This is a genomic window from Amycolatopsis sp. NPDC043889, assembly GCF_056435645.1.
Genome location: NZ_JBWKEC010000016.1, coordinates 62,529 through 86,610, shown reverse-complemented (window position 1 = coordinate 86,610; position 24,082 = coordinate 62,529). Strand labels below are relative to the sequence as shown.

Annotated in this window: 26 protein-coding genes and 1 riboswitch; of the genes, 10 read left to right on the top strand and 16 right to left on the bottom strand. The window is 69.7% G+C overall.

Going from position 1 to position 24,082, the window contains the following annotated elements; all coding sequences use genetic code 11:
* Positions 1-15 precede the first annotated feature (15 nt).
* From AC0685_RS26660 to AC0685_RS26645, 4 genes are all read left to right on the top strand, one after another.
* Positions 16-1,299, top strand: a complete 1,284-nt coding sequence (locus AC0685_RS26660) for a cation:proton antiporter (RefSeq protein ID WP_478228009.1) — start codon at positions 16-18, stop codon at positions 1,297-1,299.
* A gap of 292 nt (positions 1,300-1,591) precedes the next feature.
* Positions 1,592-2,629 carry an ion channel gene (locus tag AC0685_RS26655; protein ID WP_478228008.1) on the top strand — a complete coding sequence of 346 codons (1,038 nt, stop codon included), beginning with the start codon at positions 1,592-1,594 and terminating at the stop codon, positions 2,627-2,629.
* Between the two features lie 174 nt (positions 2,630-2,803).
* Positions 2,804-3,712, top strand: coding sequence for an ABC transporter ATP-binding protein (locus AC0685_RS26650; protein WP_478228007.1), 909 nt, complete (start codon positions 2,804-2,806; stop codon positions 3,710-3,712).
* Positions 3,709-5,358, top strand: a complete 1,650-nt coding sequence (locus AC0685_RS26645) for a polyketide antibiotic transporter (RefSeq protein ID WP_478228006.1) — start codon at positions 3,709-3,711, stop codon at positions 5,356-5,358. Before AC0685_RS26650 ends, AC0685_RS26645 begins: the two co-directional genes overlap by 4 nt.
* 826 nt (positions 5,359-6,184) lie before the next feature.
* Here AC0685_RS26645 and AC0685_RS26640 read toward each other — a convergent pair.
* From AC0685_RS26640 to AC0685_RS26625, 4 genes are read right to left on the bottom strand one after another with little or no spacing between them, the layout of a single operon-like run.
* Positions 6,185-7,561: an ABC transporter ATP-binding protein gene (locus AC0685_RS26640; RefSeq protein ID WP_478228005.1), complete on the bottom strand. Its 1,377-nt coding sequence runs from the start codon at positions 7,559-7,561 to the stop codon at positions 6,185-6,187.
* Complete coding sequence (locus AC0685_RS26635; RefSeq protein ID WP_478228004.1) at positions 7,558-8,343, bottom strand: ABC transporter permease; 786 nt, start codon at positions 8,341-8,343, stop codon at positions 7,558-7,560. Before AC0685_RS26635 ends, AC0685_RS26640 begins: the two co-directional genes overlap by 4 nt.
* Positions 8,337-9,278 (bottom strand): ABC transporter permease, encoded by a 942-nt coding sequence (locus AC0685_RS26630; RefSeq protein ID WP_478228003.1) that lies wholly within the window; start codon positions 9,276-9,278, stop codon positions 8,337-8,339. Before AC0685_RS26630 ends, AC0685_RS26635 begins: the two co-directional genes overlap by 7 nt.
* A 1-nt stretch (position 9,279) precedes the next feature.
* The gene (locus AC0685_RS26625; protein WP_478228002.1) at positions 9,280-10,788 is read right to left on the bottom strand and encodes an ABC transporter substrate-binding protein; all 1,509 of its coding nucleotides are present in this window, start codon (positions 10,786-10,788) and stop codon (positions 9,280-9,282) included.
* Positions 10,789-10,868: 80 nt separating this feature from the next.
* A riboswitch (cobalamin riboswitch) is annotated at positions 10,869-11,020 on the bottom strand.
* Positions 11,021-11,058: 38 nt separating this feature from the next.
* Between AC0685_RS26625 and AC0685_RS26620 the strand changes: the two genes are divergently transcribed.
* Complete coding sequence (locus tag AC0685_RS26620; RefSeq protein WP_478228001.1) at positions 11,059-11,802, top strand: class I SAM-dependent methyltransferase; 744 nt, start codon at positions 11,059-11,061, stop codon at positions 11,800-11,802.
* A 19-nt stretch (positions 11,803-11,821) separates the two neighbouring features.
* On the opposite strand, the gene AC0685_RS26615 is transcribed toward AC0685_RS26620, so the two are convergent.
* Positions 11,822-12,454 carry a TMEM175 family protein gene (locus AC0685_RS26615; RefSeq protein WP_478228000.1) on the bottom strand — a complete coding sequence of 211 codons (633 nt, stop codon included), beginning with the start codon at positions 12,452-12,454 and terminating at the stop codon, positions 11,822-11,824.
* A gap of 19 nt (positions 12,455-12,473) precedes the next feature.
* Entirely contained in the window at positions 12,474-12,998 is a 525-nt protein-coding gene (locus AC0685_RS26610; RefSeq protein ID WP_478227999.1) for a DUF6790 family protein, read from the bottom strand.
* 56 nt (positions 12,999-13,054) lie between these two features.
* Here AC0685_RS26610 and AC0685_RS26605 point away from each other — a divergent pair, with 56 nt between their 5' ends.
* Positions 13,055-13,474 carry a MarR family winged helix-turn-helix transcriptional regulator gene (locus AC0685_RS26605; RefSeq protein WP_478227998.1) on the top strand — a complete coding sequence of 140 codons (420 nt, stop codon included), beginning with the start codon at positions 13,055-13,057 and terminating at the stop codon, positions 13,472-13,474.
* 596 nt (positions 13,475-14,070) lie between these two features.
* On the opposite strand, the gene AC0685_RS26600 is transcribed toward AC0685_RS26605, so the two are convergent.
* From AC0685_RS26600 to AC0685_RS26575, 6 genes are all read right to left on the bottom strand, one after another.
* Positions 14,071-15,285: a PP2C family protein-serine/threonine phosphatase gene (locus tag AC0685_RS26600; protein WP_478227997.1), complete on the bottom strand. Its 1,215-nt coding sequence runs from the start codon at positions 15,283-15,285 to the stop codon at positions 14,071-14,073.
* Complete coding sequence (locus AC0685_RS26595; protein ID WP_478227996.1) at positions 15,285-16,295, bottom strand: SpoIIE family protein phosphatase; 1,011 nt, start codon at positions 16,293-16,295, stop codon at positions 15,285-15,287. Before AC0685_RS26595 ends, AC0685_RS26600 begins: the two co-directional genes overlap by 1 nt.
* Positions 16,292-16,729, bottom strand: a complete 438-nt coding sequence (locus tag AC0685_RS26590; RefSeq protein WP_340688075.1) for an anti-sigma regulatory factor — start codon at positions 16,727-16,729, stop codon at positions 16,292-16,294. Before AC0685_RS26590 ends, AC0685_RS26595 begins: the two co-directional genes overlap by 4 nt.
* Positions 16,719-17,105 carry an STAS domain-containing protein gene (locus tag AC0685_RS26585; RefSeq protein ID WP_340688076.1) on the bottom strand — a complete coding sequence of 129 codons (387 nt, stop codon included), beginning with the start codon at positions 17,103-17,105 and terminating at the stop codon, positions 16,719-16,721. The genes AC0685_RS26590 and AC0685_RS26585 overlap by 11 nt, the downstream gene beginning before the upstream one ends.
* On the bottom strand, positions 17,102-17,971 hold the full coding sequence (locus AC0685_RS26580) for an STAS domain-containing protein (RefSeq protein ID WP_478227995.1): 870 nt from the start codon (positions 17,969-17,971) through the stop codon (positions 17,102-17,104). Before AC0685_RS26580 ends, AC0685_RS26585 begins: the two co-directional genes overlap by 4 nt.
* 97 nt (positions 17,972-18,068) lie before the next feature.
* On the bottom strand, positions 18,069-18,545 hold the full coding sequence (locus AC0685_RS26575) for a MarR family transcriptional regulator (RefSeq protein ID WP_478227994.1): 477 nt from the start codon (positions 18,543-18,545) through the stop codon (positions 18,069-18,071).
* 135 nt (positions 18,546-18,680) lie between these two features.
* Between AC0685_RS26575 and AC0685_RS26570 the strand changes: the two genes are divergently transcribed.
* A complete protein-coding gene (locus AC0685_RS26570) occupies positions 18,681-19,886 on the top strand; it encodes a PP2C family protein-serine/threonine phosphatase (RefSeq protein WP_478227993.1) in 1,206 nt (401 codons plus the stop codon).
* Positions 19,887-19,896: 10 nt separating this feature from the next.
* Here AC0685_RS26570 and AC0685_RS26565 read toward each other — a convergent pair whose 3' ends face one another.
* The 4 genes from AC0685_RS26565 to AC0685_RS26550 all read right to left on the bottom strand — a co-directional run bounded on the left by AC0685_RS26565 (position 19,897) and on the right by AC0685_RS26550 (position 21,904).
* Positions 19,897-20,391, bottom strand: a complete 495-nt coding sequence (locus AC0685_RS26565; RefSeq protein ID WP_478227992.1) for an ATP-binding protein — start codon at positions 20,389-20,391, stop codon at positions 19,897-19,899.
* A 102-nt stretch (positions 20,392-20,493) separates the two neighbouring features.
* Positions 20,494-20,769, bottom strand: coding sequence for a RecQ family zinc-binding domain-containing protein (locus tag AC0685_RS26560; protein ID WP_478228104.1), 276 nt, complete (start codon positions 20,767-20,769; stop codon positions 20,494-20,496).
* A 183-nt stretch (positions 20,770-20,952) separates the two neighbouring features.
* Entirely contained in the window at positions 20,953-21,432 is a 480-nt protein-coding gene (locus tag AC0685_RS26555; RefSeq protein ID WP_340688082.1) for a hypothetical protein, read from the bottom strand.
* 37 nt (positions 21,433-21,469) lie between these two features.
* Positions 21,470-21,904: a DUF2243 domain-containing protein gene (locus tag AC0685_RS26550; RefSeq protein WP_478227991.1), complete on the bottom strand. Its 435-nt coding sequence runs from the start codon at positions 21,902-21,904 to the stop codon at positions 21,470-21,472.
* 340 nt (positions 21,905-22,244) lie between these two features.
* On the opposite strand from AC0685_RS26550, the gene AC0685_RS26545 reads away from it, so the two are divergent.
* Genes AC0685_RS26545 through AC0685_RS26535 form a run of 3 tightly spaced genes read left to right on the top strand, consistent with a single transcriptional unit; the run spans position 22,245 to position 24,075 of the window.
* Positions 22,245-22,577, top strand: coding sequence for a PadR family transcriptional regulator (locus tag AC0685_RS26545; RefSeq protein WP_478227990.1), 333 nt, complete (start codon positions 22,245-22,247; stop codon positions 22,575-22,577).
* A complete protein-coding gene (locus AC0685_RS26540) occupies positions 22,574-23,386 on the top strand; it encodes an ATP-binding cassette domain-containing protein (RefSeq protein WP_478227989.1) in 813 nt (270 codons plus the stop codon). Before AC0685_RS26545 ends, AC0685_RS26540 begins: the two co-directional genes overlap by 4 nt.
* Positions 23,383-24,075, top strand: coding sequence for an ABC transporter permease (locus AC0685_RS26535; protein ID WP_478227988.1), 693 nt, complete (start codon positions 23,383-23,385; stop codon positions 24,073-24,075). The genes AC0685_RS26540 and AC0685_RS26535 overlap by 4 nt, the downstream gene beginning before the upstream one ends.
* Positions 24,076-24,082: the final 7 nt, after the last annotated feature.

Below are 24,082 nucleotides of genomic sequence, written 5' to 3'. Positions count from 1 at the left end.
TGCCCGCGGGGAACGGTGACCGCCCCGGGTTTCGTGGCGCTGGCCGTCGCGCTCGTGACGATCTTGACGACGGCGCGGCTGCTCGGCGTCCTCGCCCGGCGGCTCGGCCAGCCACCTGTGATCGGGGAGATCTTGGGCGGGATCCTGCTCGGTCCCACTCTGGCCGACGGAGCGGTGACCAGAGCCCTGTTCCCGCTCGAAGTGCGCCCGGCGATGACGGTACTGGCCGACGTGGGCATCTGCGTGTTCATGGTCTTCGTCGGCCTGCACGTCGATCGCGGACTGTTGCGCGGGCACGGCCGCATCATGTCGACCATCTCGATCAGCGCCGTCGTGGTGCCGTTCCTCGCCGGTGTACTGCTGGCGTCGGTGCTCGCCGACCGCCACGCCGACGGTGGCGGCCTGGTGTTCACCCTGTTCATGGGGGCCGCGCTCGCCTGCACCGCGTTTCCGGTGCTGGCCAGGATCCTCCGCGACCGTCACCTGCTCGACACGCCCATCGGCGGGCTCGCCCTGGCCTGCGCGGCACTCGACGACGTCCTGATCTGGTCGCTGCTGGCGGTGGTGGCGGCGATCGCCGGAGCGGGCACCGATCCCACGCGGGTCCTGCTCGTGGTGCCACTGGTCGTCGTACTTCTCACGGTGGTGCGCCCGCTGACGAAGCGATGGCTGCGACGGCACCCCATGGACGGAATCCTGCCCGGATGTCTCCTGTTCGTGTTCCTGGCGGCCGGTGCGACAGCGTGTTCGCTGGCCACCGACTGGATGGGACTGCACCTGATCTTCGGCGCGTTCATGTTCGGCGTCGCCATGCCTGAGGGGGGCGCCGCGTTCCTGCGCGAGCGCGTCCTGCCCAAGGTGGAACGGGGCACCGAGACCTTGCTCATCCCGGTTTTCTTCGCCAGCGCGGGGATCGGCGTCAATCTGTCCACTATGGACTTAGCCGGGCTTGGTGAGTTCGGGCTGATCCTGCTCGCCGCCGTCGGTGGCAAGGGAATCGGCGGCTATGTCGGGGCGCGGATCTGCGGCGTCCGGCGACGTCATTCGGCCGTGATGTCCATTCTGCTCAACACTCGCGGTCTCACCGAACTGATCCTGCTGAACGTCGGGGTGCAGATCGGCGTGCTGGACGCGAACCTCTATTCCCTCATGGTCGTCATGGCCCTGGTGACCACCGCGATGACGGGGGCGTTGCTCCGCGTGGTCTATCCACCCGCTGCCGCCCGCCTGGATCGACACGGCGCCGGTCGAGCCGGCGGCAACCCGGCCGAGGCCGAGCATGACCGCGCCCGGTCCTGACCACCTGGCAAAGGATGGACCTGACCGCGTCTCGGACCTCCGGTCGACAACCAGCCGATCTGTGGCGACCGTGGTCGATGTCTAGGGGGTTCCGTTCCGGCCGGTGACCATTCGGCCGTGGCCGGCGCGCTCGACGACAGCCGGTCGCCCTTGGACAGTCCTTTGCAGACACATACTTCCACCTGGTGATATCCGCCGTAGCGGTCCGGTAACGTCCGTTGCGCCGATGGGAACGGTGTGGTCTGGTATCGGGATCCGCGGTCGGGTGGAGCGCGGCCGGTGAGGAGGCGGGGTGTCGTTCGTCTTGGCGCGGCTGCTGGCCCGCTGGGTGTTGCAGCAGGGCTGGATGCTTCCTGTCGTCGTGGTCATCTTCGTCTTCGCGACCAGCTGGCCGCTGATGGTGCTGGCCGAACCCGCGGGCAGTGAACTCGTCCAGCCCGGGAACTACTGGTGGTACTTCGTGGTCACGGCCGCGACGGTCGGCTACGGCGACTTTTCGCCGGAGACGACCGCGGGGCATTTCGTCGGGGCCTATGTCATCATCGGCGGGATCGCGACGCTCACCACGGTGTTCACCAAGCTCGCTTCCAGGCTCGAACAGGCGAAGGGACGGCGGATGCAGGGGATGGAAGCCGTGCGGGCGAGTGGGCACACGCTCCTGATCGGCTATACACCAGGCCGCACCGAGCGCATCGTCGCGCAACTCATCGCCGACGGCATGACCGGACTCGTCTTGTGCGCGAGCGACGAAGTGCAGGTGCACCCCATGCCGTCGCAGCCGGTGGACTTCGTCCGTGGTGAGCCGACGGCGGCCGACGTGCTCGCTCGGGCCGCCGTCGCGCAGGCGGGCACCATCCTGGTCGACATGGGCGACGACAACGAGGCCTTGGCCGTCGCGGTGACCGTTGACCACGCGAACCGGTCGGCGCATGTCGTGGTGACGTTGCGGGACATGGAGAAGTCCGAGCTGGTCCGCTACGTGGACCCCCGGATCAAGTGCGTGCAGTGGCACACACCGCGGATGGTCACGGAAGAACTGACCTCCCCGGGAATCGCCGAGGTCTACTCCGAGCTGATGACGGCAGGCGGGGCGGGGACGTACTCGGTCGTCTTGCCCGAGTCGCTGGGGCGGCTGAGCACCGAGAAATGCCGGCTGGCGCTGGGCCGTGCTTTCGGTGCCACGGTTCTGGCCGCACGGACCGACGACGACCTGGTGGTCAACCCTTCGTGGGACGACGATCTCCCGGCAGGCTCAGTGCTCTACTACGTCAGCCCCCGGCGCCTCACCGGCGCGGAGATCGAAACGGCTCTGCGAGGACTCGGCCGTTGATCCATGCCTCCCGTGCACTCGACCTCCGGTCGTTCTTCCGGTTTCGCGCGGGACCGAACCTGACGACTGCCTGACGACTCCTCTGGTGCCCGCGCACCTGCGGGAGTACATTTCCCGCAGGTGCGCCGGGAAGTCTGGTCGGCAACGGAATTCGCCGACCACGAAAGGCTTCCCATGTCTTCCGCCGCACCGTCACGTCCCCCAGCGGTCCGCGTCGATGGCTTGACCAAACGGTTCGGCCGCACGCTCGCCGTCGACGATCTCTCGTTGACCGTGCCTCCCGGCGAGGTGTTCGGCTTCCTCGGTCCGAACGGCGCGGGCAAGTCCACCACCATCCGGCTGCTGCTCGGCCTGGTCCGCCCGTCCGCGGGGACGGCGACGGTGTTCGGCGTTCCCGCCGCCGATGTCCGGCGGGCACATCGCCTGCTGGGATACGTGCCAGGCGATGTCGCGTTGTGGCCCGACCTGACCGGCGGCGAGATCCTCGAATTGCTGGCCAGGGTCGGGCCGGGCGTCGATCCGGGCTATCGCACCGAACTCGTGCGCCGCTTCGAGTTGGATCTCGGAAAGCCCGCCAAGACCTACTCGACCGGCAACCGCCGGAAAGTTGCTCTGGTCGCCGCCTTCGCCCGCCGGGCGCCGTTGCTCGTGCTGGACGAGCCGACCAGCGGACTCGATCCGTTGATGGAACAGGTTTTCCGGCGATGCGTGGCCGAGGCGCGAGAGCGGGGGCAGACGGTGTTCCTTTCTTCCCATCAGCTCGCCGAGGTCGAGGCCGTCTGTGACCGGGTCGGGATACTCCGGGCCGGACGGCTGGTGGAGATCTCGGGAATCGCCGAGTTGCGCCGTCTGCACCGTACTTCGGTAGAGATCGGCCATCGGGGCCCGGAACCGTCTCTTGTGGACGTTCCAGGGGTGATGGACATCGAGCGACTGGACGAGGGGCGCCTGCGGTTCACCCTGTCCGGGCCACCGGGCCCGGCCTTGCGAGCGCTCGCCGCCGCCGAGGTCACCATGCTCACGATGCGTGAACCGACGCTCGAGGAGATCTTCCTCGACTACTACGGTGAGACCGCGCGATGACCACGACACCAGCGGAAACGATGAGGCCGCGGTCGGAACGGGAGATCGCGGCACGGGGGAGTGCGGGCGGAGCCGTCACGCGGCACTTCGCTCGGCGGACCCGGCGAGGGGCACTGTTCGTCGGCCTCGCGGCCGCGGGGATGTCGGCCGTCGTGGCAGGCCAGTATCAAGCCACCTTCGCCGGCGAGCTCAACGGTGCGGCGCTGCGGGCACTGGCGGAGAACCCCGCCATCCGGATTCTGTTCGGGCCGCCGGTCGCACTGGACGATCCGGGCGGATTCACCGTCTGGCGCACGGGCACACCCGTCCAGATCCTGACCGGGGTGTGGGCGTTGCTGACCGCCACCCGGCTCACCCGCGGCGAGGAGGATGCCGGCCGCGCTGATCTGCTGCTCGCGGGCCGTCTGCGCGCGGTCGATCAGGTCAGGCGGGTTCTGGTCGTACTGGGTGCCGCGGCGGCCGCGATCGCCGCGGCGGTGGCCTTGGCGCTTCTGGTCACCGGTACCCGGCCCGCGGGAGCGCTCATCCACGCCGCGGGACTTTTCGGCGTGACCATGACCTTCGCCGCGGCGGGCGTCCTCGCCGCGCAGCTCATGCCCGCCCGCTCCACCGCCACCGGGCTCGCTGTCGCGGCGCTCGGCGGCGGCTTGTTCCTGCGCATGCTCGCTGACGGGGTCGGCGCGCTGTCTTGGGCCTCGTGGGGCACGCCCTTCGGCTTGACCGCTCTGGCCGCGCCCTACGCGGACGACAGGATTACTCCGTTGCTCGTCCTCGCCGTGCTCCCGGTGCTGCTCACCACGGCTGCGGTGCTCGCCTGCTCGCGCCGGGACGTCGGCCGGGGAGTGCTGAACCCTTCGAGCGGCAGGCGGCGGCCGAGGATACGGCTGCTGGGTTCGGTCACCGGCTTCGCCGTCCGGCGCGCGGTGCGCCCCATCGCGGCCTGGTCGCTGGCGATCGGGGCCTACTTCCTGCTCGTCGGCGTGCTCATCGCGTCGATTCTGCGCTTCCTGGGGGAGAATCCGCGGTTCGCCGAATTGGCGGCGGCCGCGGGGTTCGGAGGCCTCGGCACCGCCGAGGGATTCGCGGCGGCGATGTTCAGCCTGCTCACGATCCCCGTCGGTCTCTACGCCGCGACGCGGATCGCCGCCTTCGCCGCGGCGGAGACCGATCGGCGGCTGACCCCGCTGCTGGCTCTGTCCCTTTCCCGGCATCGCATCGTGCTCACCGAACTCCTGGTCACCGGGCTGGGTGTGCTGGGCCTGCTGGCCGCCGCGGGATCGATGATCTGGTGCGGTGCGGCCATCGTGGATGCACCGCTGTCCGTCACGGCGGCCCTCGCCGGAGCGGGGAACGCCGCGCCGGTCGCCTTGCTCTCGCTCGGTGCCGCCGCTCTAGCGCTCGGCTGGGCACCGCGCGCGGTCGCGGCAGTGGGGGCGCTTCCCGTAGCCGGCGGGTTCCTGTTCACCGTGATCCTGCAGAGCACTCACGCTCCCGAGTGGCTCACGTACTTGTCCCCGTACTCCCACCTGGCCGCCGTGCCCGAGGTGCCACCCGACTGGGTCGCGACCGTTCTTCTCCTGCTCATCACCGGAGCGTTGTTGGCACTCGGGGTCCTCGGCTATCACCGCCGGGACCTGAGCGGCTGATCCGGCGGGAGAGGCGACAGTACTGTTACGTGAGAGGGTGGTGGGTGCGCTGAGGAAGGAACCGGTGTGGGCGAGCGGATGCAGATCGGCGAGGTGGCCGAACGCACCGGGCTGTCGTTGCGGACGATCCGTTATGCCCGCGGATCCGTGAAGGCCTCCTTCCCTACCCTCAAGGTAGGGAAGGAGGCCTTCACGGACATCCGCGACGCTCGCGAAGGGCCCAGGAACGTCCGACCGCCTTCCCCGAGTGTCCACAAAGGACGCTTTTGTCGGCCGGATGTCCGCTTGATGCTTATATGTACGGCTTTCAAGTCGGGTCGTGAGTGATAAGGGTGGTTCTATCGAGGGGAAGGGCAAGCGTGGCGTGATCGACTCCTTGTCACGCGGGCCGTCTTCGCCGACTTCGTGATGAGATCGCCGCCCTGGACAACAGGGTTCCGGACTGACTTGCCGGCCGACTCCGGCGTGAAGTGTCGTGAGTGGTAAAGACGGTTAGAACGATCATTGCCACTCGCGACCCCCACGCAAAGCGCCCAAATCGGGCACGCGGGGGTGTCTTTATGTCCTTTGTAGACAGTGGGGTCGCGATCAGCCCGGCAGGTCGGGCCTTCAGTACGCAGCACGCCACATTTGACCTTCCCTCAATAACCGTCTTTATCGCTCACAACAGTGAAATCGCTCAAACAGGGCCAATCGGGCGGCAACGTCGGGGGCGGGTGGTCGGCGGGCTGGGTGTCCTGAAAGTGGCTTTCGCGACATGAGAAAGTGCGCCGCTCCGAAACTGTCCCTTATGGACAGTCGAGAGGCGCCATGATCAGCCGGTGAATCACGGCATAGCCCTCATTGTGATCGTGAGCGGAGCCGAGGCGTCGTCATGGCTGATCATGAGCAGCGCGGTGGCGTGCCGATTCGCAGCGGCGGCGAGAACGTCCAGCAGCCGCGTGCGGTTGGCCGCGTCGAGCGCCGAGGTCACTTCGTCGCAGATCAGCACCCTGGGATGGGCGAGAAGCGCACGGGCCACGGCGCAGCGCTGGAGCTGGCCGCCGGAGAGCAGGCCGGGGCGGCGGTCGGCCGCTTCGATACCGAGGGAGCGCAGGGTCTCCGTCGCTTCGAGCCGGGCGTCCGCGCGGCTGAGGCCGCGAAGGAGACGGGCGGTGTCGGCCACCTGGTCGAGCACGTCGCGGAATTCGTCGAAGGACGCGCGGCTGTCCTGGTGGACGTATTGGACCGCGCGCAGGTGCGCGCGAGTGCGACGACGGGCGAGGCGGGGAAGCCGGAAACCGTCGATTTCGATCGTGCCCGCGCTCGGTGGGGTCAATCCGGCGAGCGCGCGGGCGAGGGTCGTCTTGCCCGCGCCCGACGTGCCGGCGAGCGTGGTCCGGCTGCCCGCCGCCAGCTCCAGGTCGAAGTCCTCGACGAGCGTCGTCCGCCCGGCGCGCACGGTGAGCCCGCGAACGACGAGCACCGGCGAGGACGGCGACGGGGGCGGCGGGCCATCGATGCGAACGGGTTCGGGGACCGTCGGGGACGGCACCAAGCGGTGGTCGCGGAGTTCGGCGACTTCGCCGGCCAGGGCACGGGCCAGCGTGAGGTCGTGGGTCAGGATCAGCAATGCCGTCCCGGCCTGGGAAAGCTCCGCGAGCCGGGCGGTGAGCACGGCCCTGTTCGCCGCGTCGAGACCACTGGTCGGCTCGTCGAGGACCAGCACCCGTGGCCGGTTCACGAGAGTGGTGGCGAGGGCCATGCGCTGCTGCTGCCCGCCGGACAGCTGGTGCGGGAACCGGCGCCACAACGTCTGTTCGAGTCCCGATTCCGCCAGCGCGGTGCGGGCCGCCGCCAGGCGCGCGGCACGGCCGCGGTGGCGGAGGGCGGCGAGTTCGGCCAGCACCGGACCGCAGCGGCGGACCGGGTCCAGTACCGCCGACGGCTGCTGCGGCAGGTGGCCGACGACGCCGGCCCGGGCCCGTCGCAGTTCGGAAGCGGTTCGGCCCAGCAGCGGGGACCCCGCCAGCATCACCGACCCGGACAGCGTGATCCCCGGGCGGGCCTGTCCGGTCGCGGCGAGACCCAGAGTGGTCTTTCCCGTGCCGGACGCGCCGAGCACGACGAGTACCCGGCCCGGTTCGAGGGACAGTGAGACGTCGTCGAGCAGAACGGTCTCGCCGGCGCGGGCGGACAGGCCGGTGATCTCCAGGACGGTCACGGGATCACCCGCCGGGCGGCGAGCAGCCGGTCGGTGACGAGGTTCGTGCCGACGCACAACGCCATCAGCAGCGCGGCGGGAACGAGGACGACCGCGGGCGAGGTGTAGAGGGCTTCGCTGTTGCGTTCGATGACCACGGCCCAGTCCGGGGAATCGGCGGGCAGGCCGAGTCCGAGGAAGTTCGCCGACGCCAGCAGGTAGAGCACCACGCCGAGCCGTGTGCCGGCGTCGGTCGCGACGGGGCCGGCGAGGTGCCGGGCGACGTACCCGAGCTGGACGCGCCACCACGGTTGTCCTTGCAAGGTGAGGGCTTCCACGGCTGTGCGGCAGCCAGGCGCCAAGGCCGCGGCCCGCACCACGCGGGTGATCGCGGGCAACTGGAGTACGGCGACGACGGGAATGAGCACGCCGGGCCCACGGTGCCCGGTCGCGGCGAGCACCATGAGCACCAGCAGCGACGGGAAGGCCAGTACGAGATCGAGGGACCGCATCACGGCCTCGTCGGCCAGCCGTCCCCGCCCGGCCGCGACGAGACCGAGCGGCACCCCGATCAGGTAGGCGAGCCCGAGTGCGGCGGCCGTCATGCCGATCACGGGGAACCCGCCCGCGAGGATCACCGTGAGCGCGTCGCGGCCGAGGACGTCGGTGCCGAGCGGATGAGCGGCGTCCGGTGCCTGCCACGGCGCGCCGACGGACTCCACGGGGCCCGCGATCACCGGCCCGGCCATCGCGAGCACCAGCGGCACCGCGAGGAGGGACCATCCGAACGTCCGCTTCACCATGTCGCGGGCTCCCGCTGCGGCGTGAGCCGATGCGCCACGAGGTCGGCGACCAGGTTCCCGAGCACGACCACGACGGCGAACGTCAGCACGTATCCCTGCACCTGCGGGATGTCCCGGTTCTGCACGGCTTCGACGAAACCTGTGCCGAGACCGGTGATCGCGAACAGGGATTCGACGATCACCGTGCCGGTCAGCAGCCCTTCGACGGCGCGGGCGAGTTGCTGCACGGCGGGGGCCGCGGCGGCGGGCAGGAGATGCCGCAGCACCACTGTGCGTTCGGACAGGCCGAGCAGGCGCAGATGCCCGGCCACCTGACCCCGGGTCTGCTCGGCGATCCCGATCCGGAGCTGCCGGGCGACATCGCACAGCTGCCGGGCGACCAGCACGATCACCGGCAGTACGAGCACTTCGGGGCGCGCGGCCGGCTCGGTTCCGGCCGCGGTCGCCGGGAGCAAACCGGTGTAGACGGCGAATCCGGCGACCAGCAGCAGACCGAGGACGAACTCGGGAATCGCGTGCAGGAACAGCGTGACCGAGGTGAGCACCCGGTCGATCCTCGACCCTTCGCGCAGCCCACAGGTCACCCCGATGCCCAGCGCGAGCGGTACGAGCACGAGCAGGGTCACCCCGGCGAGCAGGGCGGTGGCGGCGAAGCGGCGGGCGATCTCCTCGGTCACCGGGGCGCCGGTCACGAGCGACCGGCCGAGATCACCGGTGAGCAGCCCGGAAAACCAGTGCCCGAACCGGTCGAGGATCGGCTGGTCGAGGCCGAGCCGGTGGCGCACGGTCGCCACCTGCTCGTCGGTGGCCTGCTCGCCGAGCACGACCGACGCCGCGTCGCCGGGGAGCAGCGCGGTCACGGCGAACGTCGCGATCAGCACGAACATCGCCTGCAGAACGGCGAAGCCCAGCCGCCGGGCGGCGTAACCCGGCACGTCAGGACAGCCGGGCGCGGTCGAACCTCGCCCAGTCGAAGGTGTTCGGCGGCGCGGACACCAATCCGGACACCCGCTTCGACACGCCGATCGTCCAGGTGCTGAACCCCCAGGCGAGCAGACCTCCGGATTCGTGCACGATCCGCTGGGCGTCACCGAACAGCGCCAGCCGGGCACTCTCGTCCGGGGTGGCCGCGGCCCGGTCCATGAGGGCGTCGAACTCCGGCGAGGCGAAACCGTTGACGTTGTTCGAACCGCCGGTCCGGAAGCGCTGATTGAGGAACGTCGGCACCGGCAGGGTCGCCGTACGGGTGAGCGCGGCGACCCCCTTGGTCTTGATCTCGCTGAAATAGGTGCTCGACGCGCGAGTGTTCGGTGTGACCTTCAGCCCGATTTCCCCGAGCTGCTGGGAAATCAGGGTGGCCGCGGTGGCGAAGCCCGGATCGACGTCGCTGGTTTCGACGGCGAAGGCCAGCCCCTCCGCGCCCGCCTCCCGGACGAGTGAGCGGGCCGCCTCGACATCGCGGCCGCGCTGGGGGATGCCGGTGGCGTACCCGCGGAGTCCTTTGCCGAACAGGTCGTTGCCGATCTCGCCGCGTCCGGCCAGTGCGACGCGGTTCAGCGCTTCTCTGTCCACTCCGGACAGTACGGCGCGCACCAGCCTCGGATCGGCGAACGGCGGCCGCGTCACGCGCAGCATCATGCCCTGCATCGTCGTTCCCTTGGCTTCGAGCAACGAGACGCGCCCGTCACCGGCCAAGCGGGCCGCGGTACCGGCCGCGAGATCGTGGGCGTAGTCGACCTGCCCGGACAGCAAGGCGTTGACGCGTGCGGCTTCCTCGTTGACCGGTACGAATTCCAGCTCGTCGATGCCCGGCGCGCCGTCCCAATGGGACTCGTTCTTGCGGAACACCGCCGGCCCGCCGGGGGTGAACGAGACGAAACGGAACGGACCGGAGCCGACCGGTGCCGTGAAATCCGTCGTCCCGGCGGGCACGATCTCCGCGCCGGGAGCGCCCCAGCCAGACGGGAACTCGAAGTCGGAAGCCGTCAGTGTCAGCTCGATTTCGGCAGGGGAAACCGCTTTGCTGCGGCCGAAGTCCACCTTCGCGAAGTACTGCCGTGATGAGGACGCCAGTGCGGGATCGGCGATCCGCCGGAAGGTGTAGAGCACGTCGTCCGCCGTGACCGGACGGCCGTCGTGGAAGGCCGCCCGCCGCAGCCGGATCCGCCAGCGTGTGCCGGAATCGTCGCTTTCCCAGGACTCGGCCAGCCGCGGCCGCAACGAGGTGTCGGCGTTGTAGGCGACCAGCGTGTCGAAGAGCGCCTTGGCCCGCGCTTGGTCGACGAAAAGGGAGACCTGAGACGGGTCCAGGGTCTCCTTCGAGCCGCCCGCGGCGAACGCGACCCTCAACCGGCCGGTATCCGCCGGCGCGGTCCCGCACGCGGCCAGCGGCGTGAGAGCGGCCAGGGCGAGCAGCCGCCGGCGGGTGAGCGGATGGCGCGTCATAGGAACCTCCGGGACATCGAGCACTGTCCCGGGCGCGCGGCCGCACGTGAACGGGACCCCGCTCCGTACTCCACGACAGTTGGGGCTGGCGGTACCCGGCGGGCAGTCCGGCTCACGGCGCTGAGACGTCTTCCCAGGCCGTTCACGGTTGCGGGTCAGCGCCGGATTCACACCGGCTTCCCCCGACGGGCACCTTCTTGCGTTGTGGCGCCCACGGTAACCCATGCCAGGGGTGTGCTACACAGGATCAAGATCACGAAGGGGAGGCCGGTGGACGAGAAGCTCGCGGCGGACTGGGTGCGCCGGTGGGACATCCAGCAGGAACGCTACGTCGCGGACCGCGAAGAACGCTTCGCCGTGCTGATCGACGTCGTCGAGCACGTATGCCGTGACGTCGCCGAGCCGCTGGTGCTGGACCTCGGCTGCGGCCCGGGATCGCTGGCCACGAGGCTCGCCGGGCGGCTGCCTCGCGCACGGGTCATCGGCGTGGACAACGACCCGTTCCTGCTCGCCCTCGCCCGGGCCACCCGGCCGCGGCAGGCGGACATCGAGTACCTCCAAGCCGACCTCGCCGAGAGCGGCTGGCTGAAATGGGGGCCGGTCGACGCCGCAGTCTCGACGACCGCGTTGCACTGGCTGCGTCCCGAGCGGCTCGCCGACGTCTACCGTGACCTCGCCGGAGCGCTGAGGGAGGGCGGAGCGCTCGTCAACGGCGACCACCTCTACGACGAACAACCCGGTGTCCGCGACCTCGCCGAGGTGGTCAAGAACCGGCGGGCGGTCCGTGCCGGGGTCGGCGCCAACGAGGAATGGAAGGCCTGGTGGGCGGCGGTCGCCGCCGATCCCGCGCTGCGGGAGCGGTTCACGGCCGACGAGTTGCGCGGCATCTCGACCGGCTACGGCAACCGGCTGAGCCCGCAGGAACACACCAGGCTGCTCCGGGAAGCGGGCTTCGCCGAAGTGGCGCCGGTGTGGCAGTCCGGCGACGACTACGTCCTGACGGCGCTGCGCTGACCCGGTCCGGTCAGGCCGCTCAGGTGCCGGACGACCTGCGGTCCTGGACGCGGCGGGCGACGGCGAGCGTGACAGGCGCCGCGAGCCAGCACAGGTAGGCGACGGCGTCGTCCGTCAGGAACGAGACGGGCACGGAGATCCCGAACACCGCGGCCAAGCAGATGCTGCGCGTCAGGCTCTGGGCGAACACCCGGGGCGGTCCGTCGGTCACGTACAGGTGTTCGCGCCGGATCTCCCTGATGATCAGCGCGAACGACGCGGAGGCCAGGACCTGCACCATCGCGTACAGGCTGAACCGGAGCGGGAACGCTCCCTCGGCGGTGATGACCCGCGTCGCGAACGGCATCAGGACCTGCATGAACAGCCAGACCAGGGTGAGGCTGATCAGGCGGCCGCTCAGCGAGCGGACGTAGGGGAAGATCTCGTGGTGCGCGCGCCAGTGGGCGGAGATCACCGCGAAGCCGAGCGCGAAGGCGAAGTATTCCTTGCCGTGGTCCGAGATCGAGCTCAGCATGGCGCCGGTGGTGTCGCCGTGGGGGATCGGGAGATCCAGCGCCAGCAAGGTGAGCGCGATCGCGATCACCGCGTCGACGAAGACGCTGAGCCGCTCGGCGGCCTTTCCGGTCGCTTGGTCGGTCTGTGTCGTCGTCATGAGGACAGCTCCCGCGGGCTCAAGCGGCGAGTTCCGCGGCGGGCCGCGGGACGGTCGCGAGCCGCCGGGATCGCACGGCAAGGATGATCATGACCGCCGGGATCAGGATGTCGTTGACGAGGACTCCGCCGGTGTTGCCGGGGGAGTGGTCACCGTTGGCGAACCACTGGTAAACGTGGCCGATCACGGCTCCCCAGAGGAACATCCCGCCGCCGATGCCGATGGTGACGCGTTCGCGCGCGGACGCCGAGGCGGCCCGGAAGCCCATCACGGCCAGCGCGAGGTTCGCGAAGGCGATCTCGAACATGAACGGCGTCCGGTCGAAGCCGATCGCCGTGGCCATGACCTCCGGGAAGGCGAGAAAAGTGACCGTCATCCACAGGCTGCCGCAGCCGAAGGCGCCGATGGCCCACCAGCGCTGCCAGATTTCGAGTCGTTCCTGAGATGACGTCGCGTGGCGGGCACGGAGGAAGGCTCCGACGGCGGGCACGACGATCCAGACCAGCGGGAAGGCGGATTGGGCGAGGTAAGCGAAGGTGTCCATGGCTTCAGTCTTACCTAGTTAATATTAACTCGTCAACACTCTGGTATGGTGAGATCGTGGACGACGGACTCGCGGACTTGCTGCACCGGGTGGTCATGCTGATGGGCGAAGCGGCCCGGCGGCGCGCTGACGGCCCCGATGGTTTGACTTACAGCCAGATACGGCTTTTGGGCACGCTCGAGGACATCGAGCCGACGACGCAGCACCGGCTCGCCCAGGCGCTGTCGGTCTCCGACCCGGCGATCAGCCGGGCCCTGCGACCACTCGAAGCGGACGGGCTGGTGCGGATCACCGTCGACCCCGAACACGCGCGGCGCCGGCTGGTCCGGATCACCGACCTCGGCCGGAAAGCCTTCCATGCCGCGGGAAAGCCACTTTATGACGAGTTGCGTGAAGGGCTCATCGCGGCCGGCTTTCCTTACGAGCGCTATCTCCGGGACACTCTCCGGCTGGCCGAAATCCTCGCGGCAGACTGAGCCCTACCCTGTCTTTTCGAGCACCTCGGCGTCTCCGCGGAGCGGCACCGTGGCCGCCACGACGATGTCCCGCGTCGCCACCCACTGTCCACTGTGGTCACTGAACGGCGCCGGCGACTTCCACGACGTGCCTTGCGGCACAGGGACGGTCCGCCCGGGGCTGTGCGATTCCGGCAGAGAAGGCAGTTCAGGAGAACGCCTGGGACGCTTCACGACGATTGTGCGCCCGATTGATGTCATGATGTCCGCTTCTCGCCCGGGTCGTGAGTGGCAAAGACGGTAAGAACGATCATTGCCACTCACGACCCCCACGCAAAACGCCCAAATCAGGCATTCAGGGGAGTCTTTGTGTCCCTTGTGGACAGTGGGGTCGCGATCGGCCCGGCAGGCCGTGCCTCCAGCACGCAGCACGCCACATTTGACCTTCCCCTCAAGTAAACGATGGCTTCCCCTGCCCGCCGACGACGTGGCGGCCATCTGCCAGTTCCCGGGATGGAAGAGTCCCCGGGGCGGGAACTGGGTTCTTCTCCTCAGCCATCAGAACAATCACGTGGGCTTCGCGGATATCGGTGACGTCGTCGCGCAGAACGGGACGTTCACTCCGCCTGCCTGCTGAGGCTCCCCCCGGGAAGTGGCCGTCGGACGGCGAGGACGACGGTGTCGTCGGCGTGCAGGACGACGTCGTGCATCCGGCCGGCCAGTTCCCGGGGAAGCTCGGTGATGGGGAGGGTGGCGTACGCGGGGGCGAGATCCAGGAGCCGGTCTTGGCCTTCGAGATAGTCCTTGCGGCTTTCGACGAGGCCGTCGGTGTAGAGGAGCAGGGTGTCCCCGTGGTCGAGGGTGTGGTGGCGGAGTTCGGGGCTGCCGGGATCGGGGAAGCCGATCCCGCGGCCGACGACCGGGGAGCGCAGCAGCCGCGCTCGACCGTCCACAGTGGCCAGTACGGGGGCGGGGTGGCTGCCGTTGGCGAGGGTCAGTTCGCCGGTCGCGGGGTCGATCCTGGCGAGGATCACGGTCGCCATGAGGTCGGGCTCGATCGTGGCGAGGGTGCGCGCGGTACGGGCGATGAGGTCGCGGAAGGGGTGGCCTTCCAGCGCGAGGGTGCGGATCGCGTGGGTGACGGTGAGGGCATGGCGGGTAGAGGTGACACCGTGCCCGACTGCGTCGACGAGGGTGATGTGCAGCTGACCGCCGGGAAGGACGAACCAGTCGTAGAGGTCGCCGCCGGTGGGGGAGTCCTGGTCGGTCGGCGAGTAGTGGACGGCCAGTTCGAGCCCCGGCACGGCGGGCGGGCCGGGCCGTAGCGCGTCTTCGAGTTCGCGGAAGATGACGGAATGCGCGCGGCGGAGTTGTTCGTCGCGCTGTTCGAGTTCGATGTACATGGCCAGCACGCCGCTGTTGGTTTCGGCGAGTTCGTGCTTGAGCTCCCGCTGTTCCTGCGCGAGCGCGTCGGCGCGGGCGATGAGCGCGAGGGTTTCCTCATCGGTGGCCTGGTCGTCGCCGGCCGGGACGGGATGCCGGACGGTTCCCGTGGGGAGGTGCCAGGTGAGGCTCGTGTCGTCTTCGGCGTCGGGCAGCAGCGGGAGGGTGTTGCGCCGCGGTCGTTCGACCGGGTGGGGGAGCCGGACGGTGACCGCGAGGAGGCCGTCGGTGGTGGTGGTTTCGAGCGTGACTTCCGTGCCCGTGCCGAAGGCCGGTTCGGCGAGCAGCGTCGCGGCCATGACGAGACGGGCGCGGTCTTCGACGGGGACGCCGGCTACGGCGCAGGCGGCGCGGAGGCGGCGGCGGAGCCGGGCGAGGTGTGGATGCATCAGCCGAGCTGGTCCGGGTGGAGGGCGATCATGGCGGCGTCGTCGCGGGGGTTGCGGTGACGGTGGGAGAGATCGGCGGCGAGAAGCAGCGCGTTCGACGGCTGCGTCGCGCTCGCCGGTGTGCGCCAGGTGTGGTCGACGCCGTCGGTGTGCAGCACGACGAGGTCGCCGGCGGTGAGCGCGGTGTGCCGGACTTGAGCGGCGGGCAGGGCGTAGCCGACGACACCGGGGATGCTGAGCAGCAGTCGCGACCGGCCGTCCCCGCTGATCGTCGTGCCGCTGACGTTGCCGACTCCGCAGAATTCGAGCCTGCCCGCCGCGATCCGGGCGAGCGCGACGGCGGCGCCGCGGGTGGTGCGCAGGGCGCGGTGCATGGTCGCCAGCTGATGGGGGAACGGGCGGTCGGGGTTCTGGCGGAACACGCGGATCGCCGTGTCGGCGGCTTCGGCGGCGTCGGGCCCGTGCCCGAGGCCGTCGACGACGACCGCGGCCCAGCCGCCGGTCAGTTCGGCGAGGGCGATGGCGTCGCCGCAGTGGTCTTCCCCGTCGCGGGGGAGGCAGAAATGCCCGACCGCGGCGGCGGGTCCGGCCGGTGTCCCGGGGAGGAGGATCCGGGCCGCGGCGAGGGTGCCGGACCGGGGCGCCGAGCGGATCCGGAAGACGGTGGCCATCCTGCCGACCGCGCCGAGGCCGGTGCCGAGCGTGCCGGTGGTGGTGTTGCCGTCGAGCAGCCAATGTCCGACGTCGGCCATCCCCGGGCCGTCGTCGGCGGCAAGGACGTCGATGCCGAGCCCGATCGCGGGCCGCTGCACGACGATCGAACCGTTGATCGCGTGCCGGTCGAGGTTCCCCGCCAGCTCGGAGGTCACGACGGCCGCGCGTTCGGTGAGCACCGAGGGCAGCCCGCCTGCCCGCCCGGTCTCACGGGCGGTCCGTGCGGCGGCGTAGACGGCGCTGGCGTGGTCGACGCGCAGGTGGCGCGAGGGCGGGGGAACCACGATGCCGGTCATGGCTTCCAGCGCGTGATCGTGATGGTCGTGCCGCGGCCGGGGGCGGTGTCGATGGTGAATTCGTCGACGAGGCGGCGTGTGCCGCCGAGGCCGTGCCCGAGCCCGGCGCCGGTGCTGAAGCCGTCGGTCATCGCCTGGTCGACGTCGGCGATGCCGGGCCCGTCGTCCCGGACGCGCAGCCGCAACCCGATCCGGCCGCGGTCGTCGCGGAGCACGGTGATCGTCATGGTTCCACCGCCACCGTGGATGTAGGCGTTGCGGACCAGTTCGCTGGCCGCGGTGACGATCTTCGTCTGGTCGACGATGGAGAACCCCGCGGCGACCGCGCTGGACCGCACGGCGTGCCGGGCGGTGAGCAGATCCTCTTCGGCGCGGACGGCGTGTTCGAGGGGCGGAACGTCGCGTCCGGGGTCGGTGAGTTCGTCAGGGAGCATGAGGCGCCTCGGCGGGGCGGCGCCAGCCCAGCAGTTCCATCGCCTGTTCCGCGTTGAGCGCGGTCCGGACGCCGGTGAGCTGGAGCCCTAGTTCGGACAGCGTGATCGCGACCGCGGGGCGCATCCCGGCGACGATCATCGTGGCGCCGAGCAGGCGTCCGGTGTCGGCGAGCTGCATCAGGACCCGCGCGACGAAGGAGTCGATGATCTCCAGCCGTGAGATGTCGATGATGACGCCGCGGATGCCTTCGTCGGAGATGCGGGTGGTGAGCTCTTCGGTGAACCGCAGGGCGGTCTTGTCGTCCAGGTCGCTGAGCAGGCCGGTGAGCAGGATGTCGCCGAGCCGCAGGATCGGCAGTCCCGCCTCGGCGCTCACTCCGTCACCGCGCCCGCGTGGGTGCTGTCGCCGATGAGCCGCATCGCGGTGGCCAGCGCGTCGGCGAGGGAGCCGCGGGTGACGATATGCGACAGGTCGATGCCCAGCTGGGTGATGGTCTGCGCGATCGACGGCCGGATGCCGCTGACGACGCATTCCGCGCCCATGAGCCGGACCGCGCTGACGGTCTGCAACAGGTGCTGGGCCACCGCGGTGTCGACGGTCGGCACGCCGGTGATGTCGATGATCGCGACCCGGGCTTCGTGGGTCTGGATCGCCTCGAGGAGGTTGTTCATCACGACCTGCGTGCGCGCGCTGTCGAGGGTGCCGATCAGCGGCACCGCCAGCACGTGCCGCCACAGCCGCACGACCGGGGTGGACAGTTCGAGCATCTGGTGGTGCTGCTGGCGAATGATCTGTTCGCGCCCGGTGGCGTAGACCGCGAAGGTCAGCATGCCGGCGCTGTCGAGCAGTTCGCTGACCAGCAGCGCCGCCCGGTAGCGCAGTTCCGCGTCATCGGTGTGCCGCTCGACGGCGGCCAGCATCATGCGTTTGAGCGACAGGATCGCCATGGCGGTGGCCGACGGTTCGGCGCCCGCGCGAGCCCGGCGCTCCGACAGCGAAGTCAGCGCGTCACGGACCGCGCCGTCCCGCGCCACGATCCGGTCGGCGGGCATCGTCGTGCCCAGTGCGGCACGCAGCGCTTCCAGCAGTTCGGCGGCCTCGCGGCGGAGATCCTGCTCGGTGTGCGCCACGGCGGGCGGCTCGAGCTGCCGATGGACCCATTCGCCCACCAGCGTGGCGTGGTCGTCGTCGAGGGCCCGCGTCAGCAGCTCCCGAACGGGGGCATCGTCCGTCCCCAGCACCGTTGTCCTCCTGCGGTTTGGGGCGCGCTCTGCTGTACGCCGGTGAACTATTGTCATATGACAACAGTTGAGAGAGTACCCCCGCAATAGCGGGGCCTCACGGCGCCCCGCGGCCGACCTCGTCCCCGGTGCCGGCGGCGTGGTATTCCCGCAGTCCGGCGGCCAGCGCGGCCCTCCCGGCGGGGGTCATCTTGTCGAGTACCGCCTCGACGTTCTCCCGCCGCCGGGCGCGGATCTCCCGCAGGTACCCGCGCCCGCGCTCGCTCAACCGCAACATGAGTTCGCGGCGGCTGCGGGTGCTCGGCAGGCGTTCGAGGAAACCGACCGCTTCGAGCCGGTCGCAGAGACGGCTCACCAGTGGCGGGGTCGAGCCGAGCAACTCGGCCAGGGTGCGCAGGTTCAGCCCGTCGTGGTGGTCCAGGGCGATCACCGCGCGCAGCTGGGCGGTGGACAGCGGCCGCGGGGAAACGTCCTGCATCCGCTCGACCACGAGCTCGACGAGGCCGGGCAGGTCGAACACCGCAGCCGTCCCGTCCGGGGTTGGCTGCTCGCGGGACCGATCCACGGTGTCCACTCTGGCATCCTTATGCTCGTTCCTGCAGCACAGCTCGCGCGAATCGCCGTAGACCGGCACGCCGGGACGGCGCAGACTCAACAGACTCAACGTGTGCCTGCCCGGTGCGCGATCCGGTGAGCGGGAGGCGGGGCGTTGGACAGATCCCTGGCGGTGGAGCGTCTTTTGCGGGACGTCCCTCCTCACGACCTGCCCGCCGCCCTGCGCTCGGCGCTTTCCGAGCATTTCGGGGCACGGGCGGTCGAGCTCCTGATGGCCGATTACGCCCTCACCGAGCTGTGCCGGGTGAGCACGCTGCCCTACACGTCGGACCCGATCCCGGTCGAGGGCACGACGCCGGGGGCGGCCTTCGTCACGCAGGCCGCCACGTTCGGCCACGACGGCGCGAGCGTGACCGGGTACCTGCCGGTCAGCGTCCGTGGTGACCGGCTCGGGATCCTCGCGGTGACCCTGCCCGAGGAGCCGGAACCACCGGTGTGGGCCGAACTCGAGCGGTTCGCCGAAGCGCTGGCGCACGAACTGTTCGTCGCCGACCGCGACACCGATCTCTACATCCAGGCCCGGCGTTCCTCCCGGCTGACGCTGGCCGCGGAGATGCAATGGCAGCTCCTGCCCGGCCGGGCCTGCACACGCGCTGAGTTCGCGCTGGGCGGCCAGCTCGAACCCGCGTACGCCATCTACGGCGACTGCTTCGACTGGTCCGCCTCCGCCCACAAACTCGCCGTCACGCTCATCAACGGCATGGGGGAGGGCAGTGAAGCCGCGCTGCTGACCAATCTCGCCGTCAACGCGCTGCGCAACGCCCGCCGCGCCGGAGTCGCCCTCGACGCCCAGGCCGAACTCGCCGACCAAGCACTCTACGCGCACTATCGCGGCGCCCAGCACGTCTCGGCGTTGCTGCTGGAGTTCGACCTCGCCACCGGAACGGCCGACGTCGTCGACGCGGGATCGCCGCGCTTGTGGCGGCTGCGGGACGGAAAAGCCGAGCAGGTCCACTTCGACGAACAGCTGCCGCTCGGCACGTTCGAGGACACGCTCTACACCGCCCAGCGATTCCAGGCCGTCGACGGAGACCGGTTCGTGTTCGTCAGCGACGGCGTCTACGACGCGGCCGGGCCACACGGTGAACGCTACGGGGAACGCGAACTCGCCGAGGCGGTCGTCGCGACCGCCGATCTGCCCGCCGCCCACGTCCCGGGCTCCGTGCTGAGGGAACTCACCACCCGCCGCCACGGCGAGCAGGCCGAAGACGACGCGATGGTGGTGTGCCTCGACTGGTTCGGGCCGACTCCGCTTTCGGGCCCGGGTCCGAGTCCCGCCGTCTCGGTGGGGGCGCGCTAGGGCGGTCCGGTCAGGACGCCGTGTTCTGGCGGAGCGCGGCAGGCCGCCACACCATGGCCACCCGCGTGCCGTGCGCACCGGTGTCGATGGTCATCTGGTCGGTGACCTCGTCGATCAGGCTCAGGCCACGGCCACCGGAAGCGGGCTTGTCCGTACGCGACCGCGCCGCGGGAATGCCGTCCCCCGTATCGGTCACCGTGACCGTGATCGCGTCACCCGCCCAGTCGGCGTAAAGGCGGACCCAGCCTCGCCTGCCGGGGTAGGCGTGCACCGCCGTGTTGGCCATCGCCTCGTACGTGGCGATGGTGATGTCGTACTTGCTGTTCGCGTCGATGGGCAACACGTCCAGCCAGTCCCTCAGTTTCCGGCGGAGCAGGGCGGCTTCGCCTGCCTGTGCCGGAACGAGCTCCTCGAAAGCCGACCTCACGGCGGTGTCGATCGGTGCGCCCAGGACGGCTCCGGACTCCGTATCAGCCACGTCGGCGTCGGAGTCGCTCCTCTCCATGCTCGGGTCTGGAGTATGTCGATACACGATCTACTCCTTCCTCGTCGACAGCGCCCCATGGCCGCCGGCGTCATGGCACTGAATACCCACGATGTCCATTTCCTATTCGCGAAGTGTGTCAAGAGGTCTCGTCGGTGGAGAGCAGATCGTGCTCGTCGACGGCGGACCGGGCAAGGGTCTTGTAGCCGGTCCCGGTCCACCGACATCACCATGCCTCGCCCCCGTTCGGGGTGCGGGACGGCGAATGTTCCCGCAGAGCTCGGGCAGCTGTGCGCCGAAATAGCCGAGCAGGTACCGGCGACGGCATCCCAAGGTCTCGGCATAGCCGCGGACCATGTCGATACGCGAGCGGACCAGGCGCTGATGCCGCTCGGCCACCTCGACACCCCTGCTGAACCGCCTGCTCGGGCGGGAGGCCGGAATCGAGGTACTCCAGCCGTCCGTCGGCGGTGGTACCGACCGCCCGGCTTCCTCGAGGAGATTCACCGCCTTGGTCCGCCGGGCCGCTCGCCGGTGAGCTCGGACCCGCTCCGCACGGGAAAACGTGGCCGGCGTGCGACCTCAGCCTTGGAGGACCTCGGTTCCCGCCCGGACGCGGTGCGGCTCGAGAAGGGCGCGCTGTTCCCCCGCCCGCTCGATCAGCCGCGCGAAGTCGACGCCGGGCAGGCGCGAGCGCAGTCCCGCGAGGCGGTCCAGCGTTTCCCACAACTGCTTCTTGCCCTCGATACCCATGATCAGGAATTCGAGTTCTTCGAAGCGGCTCAACGGGGAATAGCTCCTCAGCCGTCCGTTGGGCTTGAGTCGACCGGCGCGCTCCGCCAGCGCGGTCAGCGTGCTCTTGACGGGATTCCGCCGGATTCCCAGTTCGCGCATGATGTCCCGGAAGGTCTCGACGTCTTCGGCGATGCCCGACGCGACGCGGGTCAGTGCCTCACCGACTTCGGTGCCCTGATTCGCCTTCCGGGACCGGCGAGCCAGTTCCCGCCAGGCGACGCCCATCGCGAGCTGGTCGTTGAGGTAGATGCTCAGGAATCTGTCCATGCCACCGGGTACCCCGCGCCCACGGCTCGAACCCGGATCAGTCGCGCGCGAGCGAGGGAGCCGATCGGGAAAGCAGTACACCGATCACCACCAGGAAGACGCCGAGCAGCAGGAAACCGAGGTCGTACGCCAGCTGGCCGGGACCGGCGCGGACGTGGTGCACGCCGAGGATCAGATGGTCGACGGTGCCCTCGACGAGGTTGAACACGCCCCAGCCGACCGCCAGCCCACCCCAGAGCCTCCGGGGAGCCAGGCGATCACCCTGGTTCAGCAGCACCACACCGAGGACCACGAAGATCAAGCACAGCAGGTGGAACAACCCGTCACCCACCATGTTGAGATGCAGGTTCGCGGGGGTGACCGGGGGATACCAGCTCGAGAGCAGGTGATGCCAGCCCAGGATCTGATGGGCGAAGATACCGTCGACGAAGCCGCCGAGACCCAGCCCCAGCAGTACTGCCGCCCGGTTCACGACGACGCTCGTTCCGGCCGTTTTCCTCGCAGACGGTGGCGTGGTTCGGGGATGGATCCCATGATTTCGAGGTCGATCTCCGCGGCGACGGCGTTGGTTTCCGGCATGGCGCCGCATACCCGGGCTTGGTGCCGCGCAAACGAAACCACTGCCTCGCCTCGCGGCCGAAGTCGCGTGATCGGAGACGGATCTCGCGTGACTGGAGACGGATCTCGCGTGCTTGGAAGCGGAACTCGCACCCTCCGTGTCATCCGTCCCGAGACACGCGAGATCCGGCTCCAAGCACAGAGACAGAACTAGCTTGTAGTGCTATCTAGGTAGGACTGCTACATTGCTCGACGTGGATCAGGACCGGCGAGGCCAGTGGCTGAGGGGGGTGCTGGCGCCGTGCGTGCTGGCGCTGGTCGCCGAGCGTGAGTCCTACGGCTACGAGCTGGCCCAGTCGCTCGACGCCGCCGGGCTGGGCCCCATCCAGGGCGGCACGCTGTATCCGGTACTGCTGCGGTTGCAGCGGTTCGGCCTGGTCACCGCGAGCTGGCGGGACGGGACGGCCGGGCCCGCGCGCAAGTACTACCGGATCACCGCGAAAGGCCGGGAAACACTGCGGCACGCCACCTCCGACTGGCAGGAGTTCTCCGCCGGGGTGGCCTCGATCTTGCGGGAGGGAAGATGAACCACGACGGATGGCTTTCCGCGCTGACGCACGAACTGCGTCGCCGGGGCGTCGGCGGGGACGCGGCGCGGCAAGTGGTCGCGGAGGCGGCCGTGCATCTGCGGGAAAGCGGCGGAGACCCGATCCGGGTCTTCGGGCCGCCCGCCGCGTACGCCTCGGCCGTGGCCGACAGTGTGGGACGTCCCCGGCGTCGGCCGGGCGAAGTGCTGCTGGAAGCCAGGGGTATCACGAAGAAATACGGCAGGCGGACGGTGCTGGACGGTGTCGACCTCGTGGTGCGCTCGGGCGAGATCGCCGCGGTGATCGGGGCGAACGGCTGTGGCAAGAGCACGTTCCTGAGTATCTGCGCCGGGATCACCGGCCCGGACAAGGGCGAGGTCCGCGTGCGCGGTTCACTCGGCTACTGCCCGCAGGACGGTGGCACGGCGGATTTCCTCGACGCGGGTGAGCATTTCGTGCTGATCGGCGCCGGGCGCGGGATGGCCCGCGAAGAGTCGGCACGGATCGGCGCCGCCCGCGCCGCGGCGCTGGACTGGACGCCCGGACGCGGCACACAGGCCCGGCACCTTTCCGGTGGGACCAGGCAGAAACTGAACCTCGTGCTCGCCGGGCTCGGCGACCCGGACGTGCTGCTGCTCGACGAGCCCTATCAGGGTTTCGACAAGGGCACGTACCTCGACTTCTGGCATCAGGTCTGGCAGTGGCGCGAGGCAGGCAAGGCGATCGTGGTGGTGACCCACCTGCTGAACCAGCTGGACCGCGTCGACACCGTGCTCGAACTTTCCCCGGCCAGGAAGGCTGTCGCGTGAAGAAGATCCTGACGGTCGCCGAGATGTCGCTGCGCGAACTGCTGCGCCGCCGGTCGGTCCTGCTGATCCTCCTGCTGCTGCCGTTGGTGTTCTATCTGAGCAGGCGTGGTGACCACCTCGGACAGTCGATCCGCTTCGTCTGCCTCGGCCTCGGCTGGGCGTTGAGCACCGCCGCGCTGTTCGCGGGCAGCGCGAGCCGTGCCATGGAGCCTCGGCTGCGGCTTTCGGGTTACCGTTCCCACGACCTGTACCTCGGTCGTTTGAGTGCACTGTGGACGGTCGGGTTCCTGTTGTCCGCGCCGTACTTCGTGCTGATCCTCGTCGACCAGCACGACGTCCGGTACGGCTCGGTCGCCTTGGTCATGGTGCTGACGGTCGCCGTGTCGGCGCCGTTCGGGCTTTTGCTCAGTGCGGTGCTGCCCAGGGAACTCGAAGGCACGCTCGTGCTGCTGGCGGTCGTCGGTCTCCAGATGATGGCCGATCCGTCGAGCCTGATCGCGCGCTTGCTGCCGTTCTGGTCGAGCCGTGAGATCGGCACCTACGCCATCGACCACACGGACATCGGCTACCTGACCCGAGGTTTCGCGCACGGCGTGGCGGCCTTCGTGCTCCTGCTCGCCACGGTGGCCCTCGCGTCGGGGTTCCGCCTGCGTCGCCGTTCTCACCTCACGTTCGTCGGCGGCCGCTGATATCTTG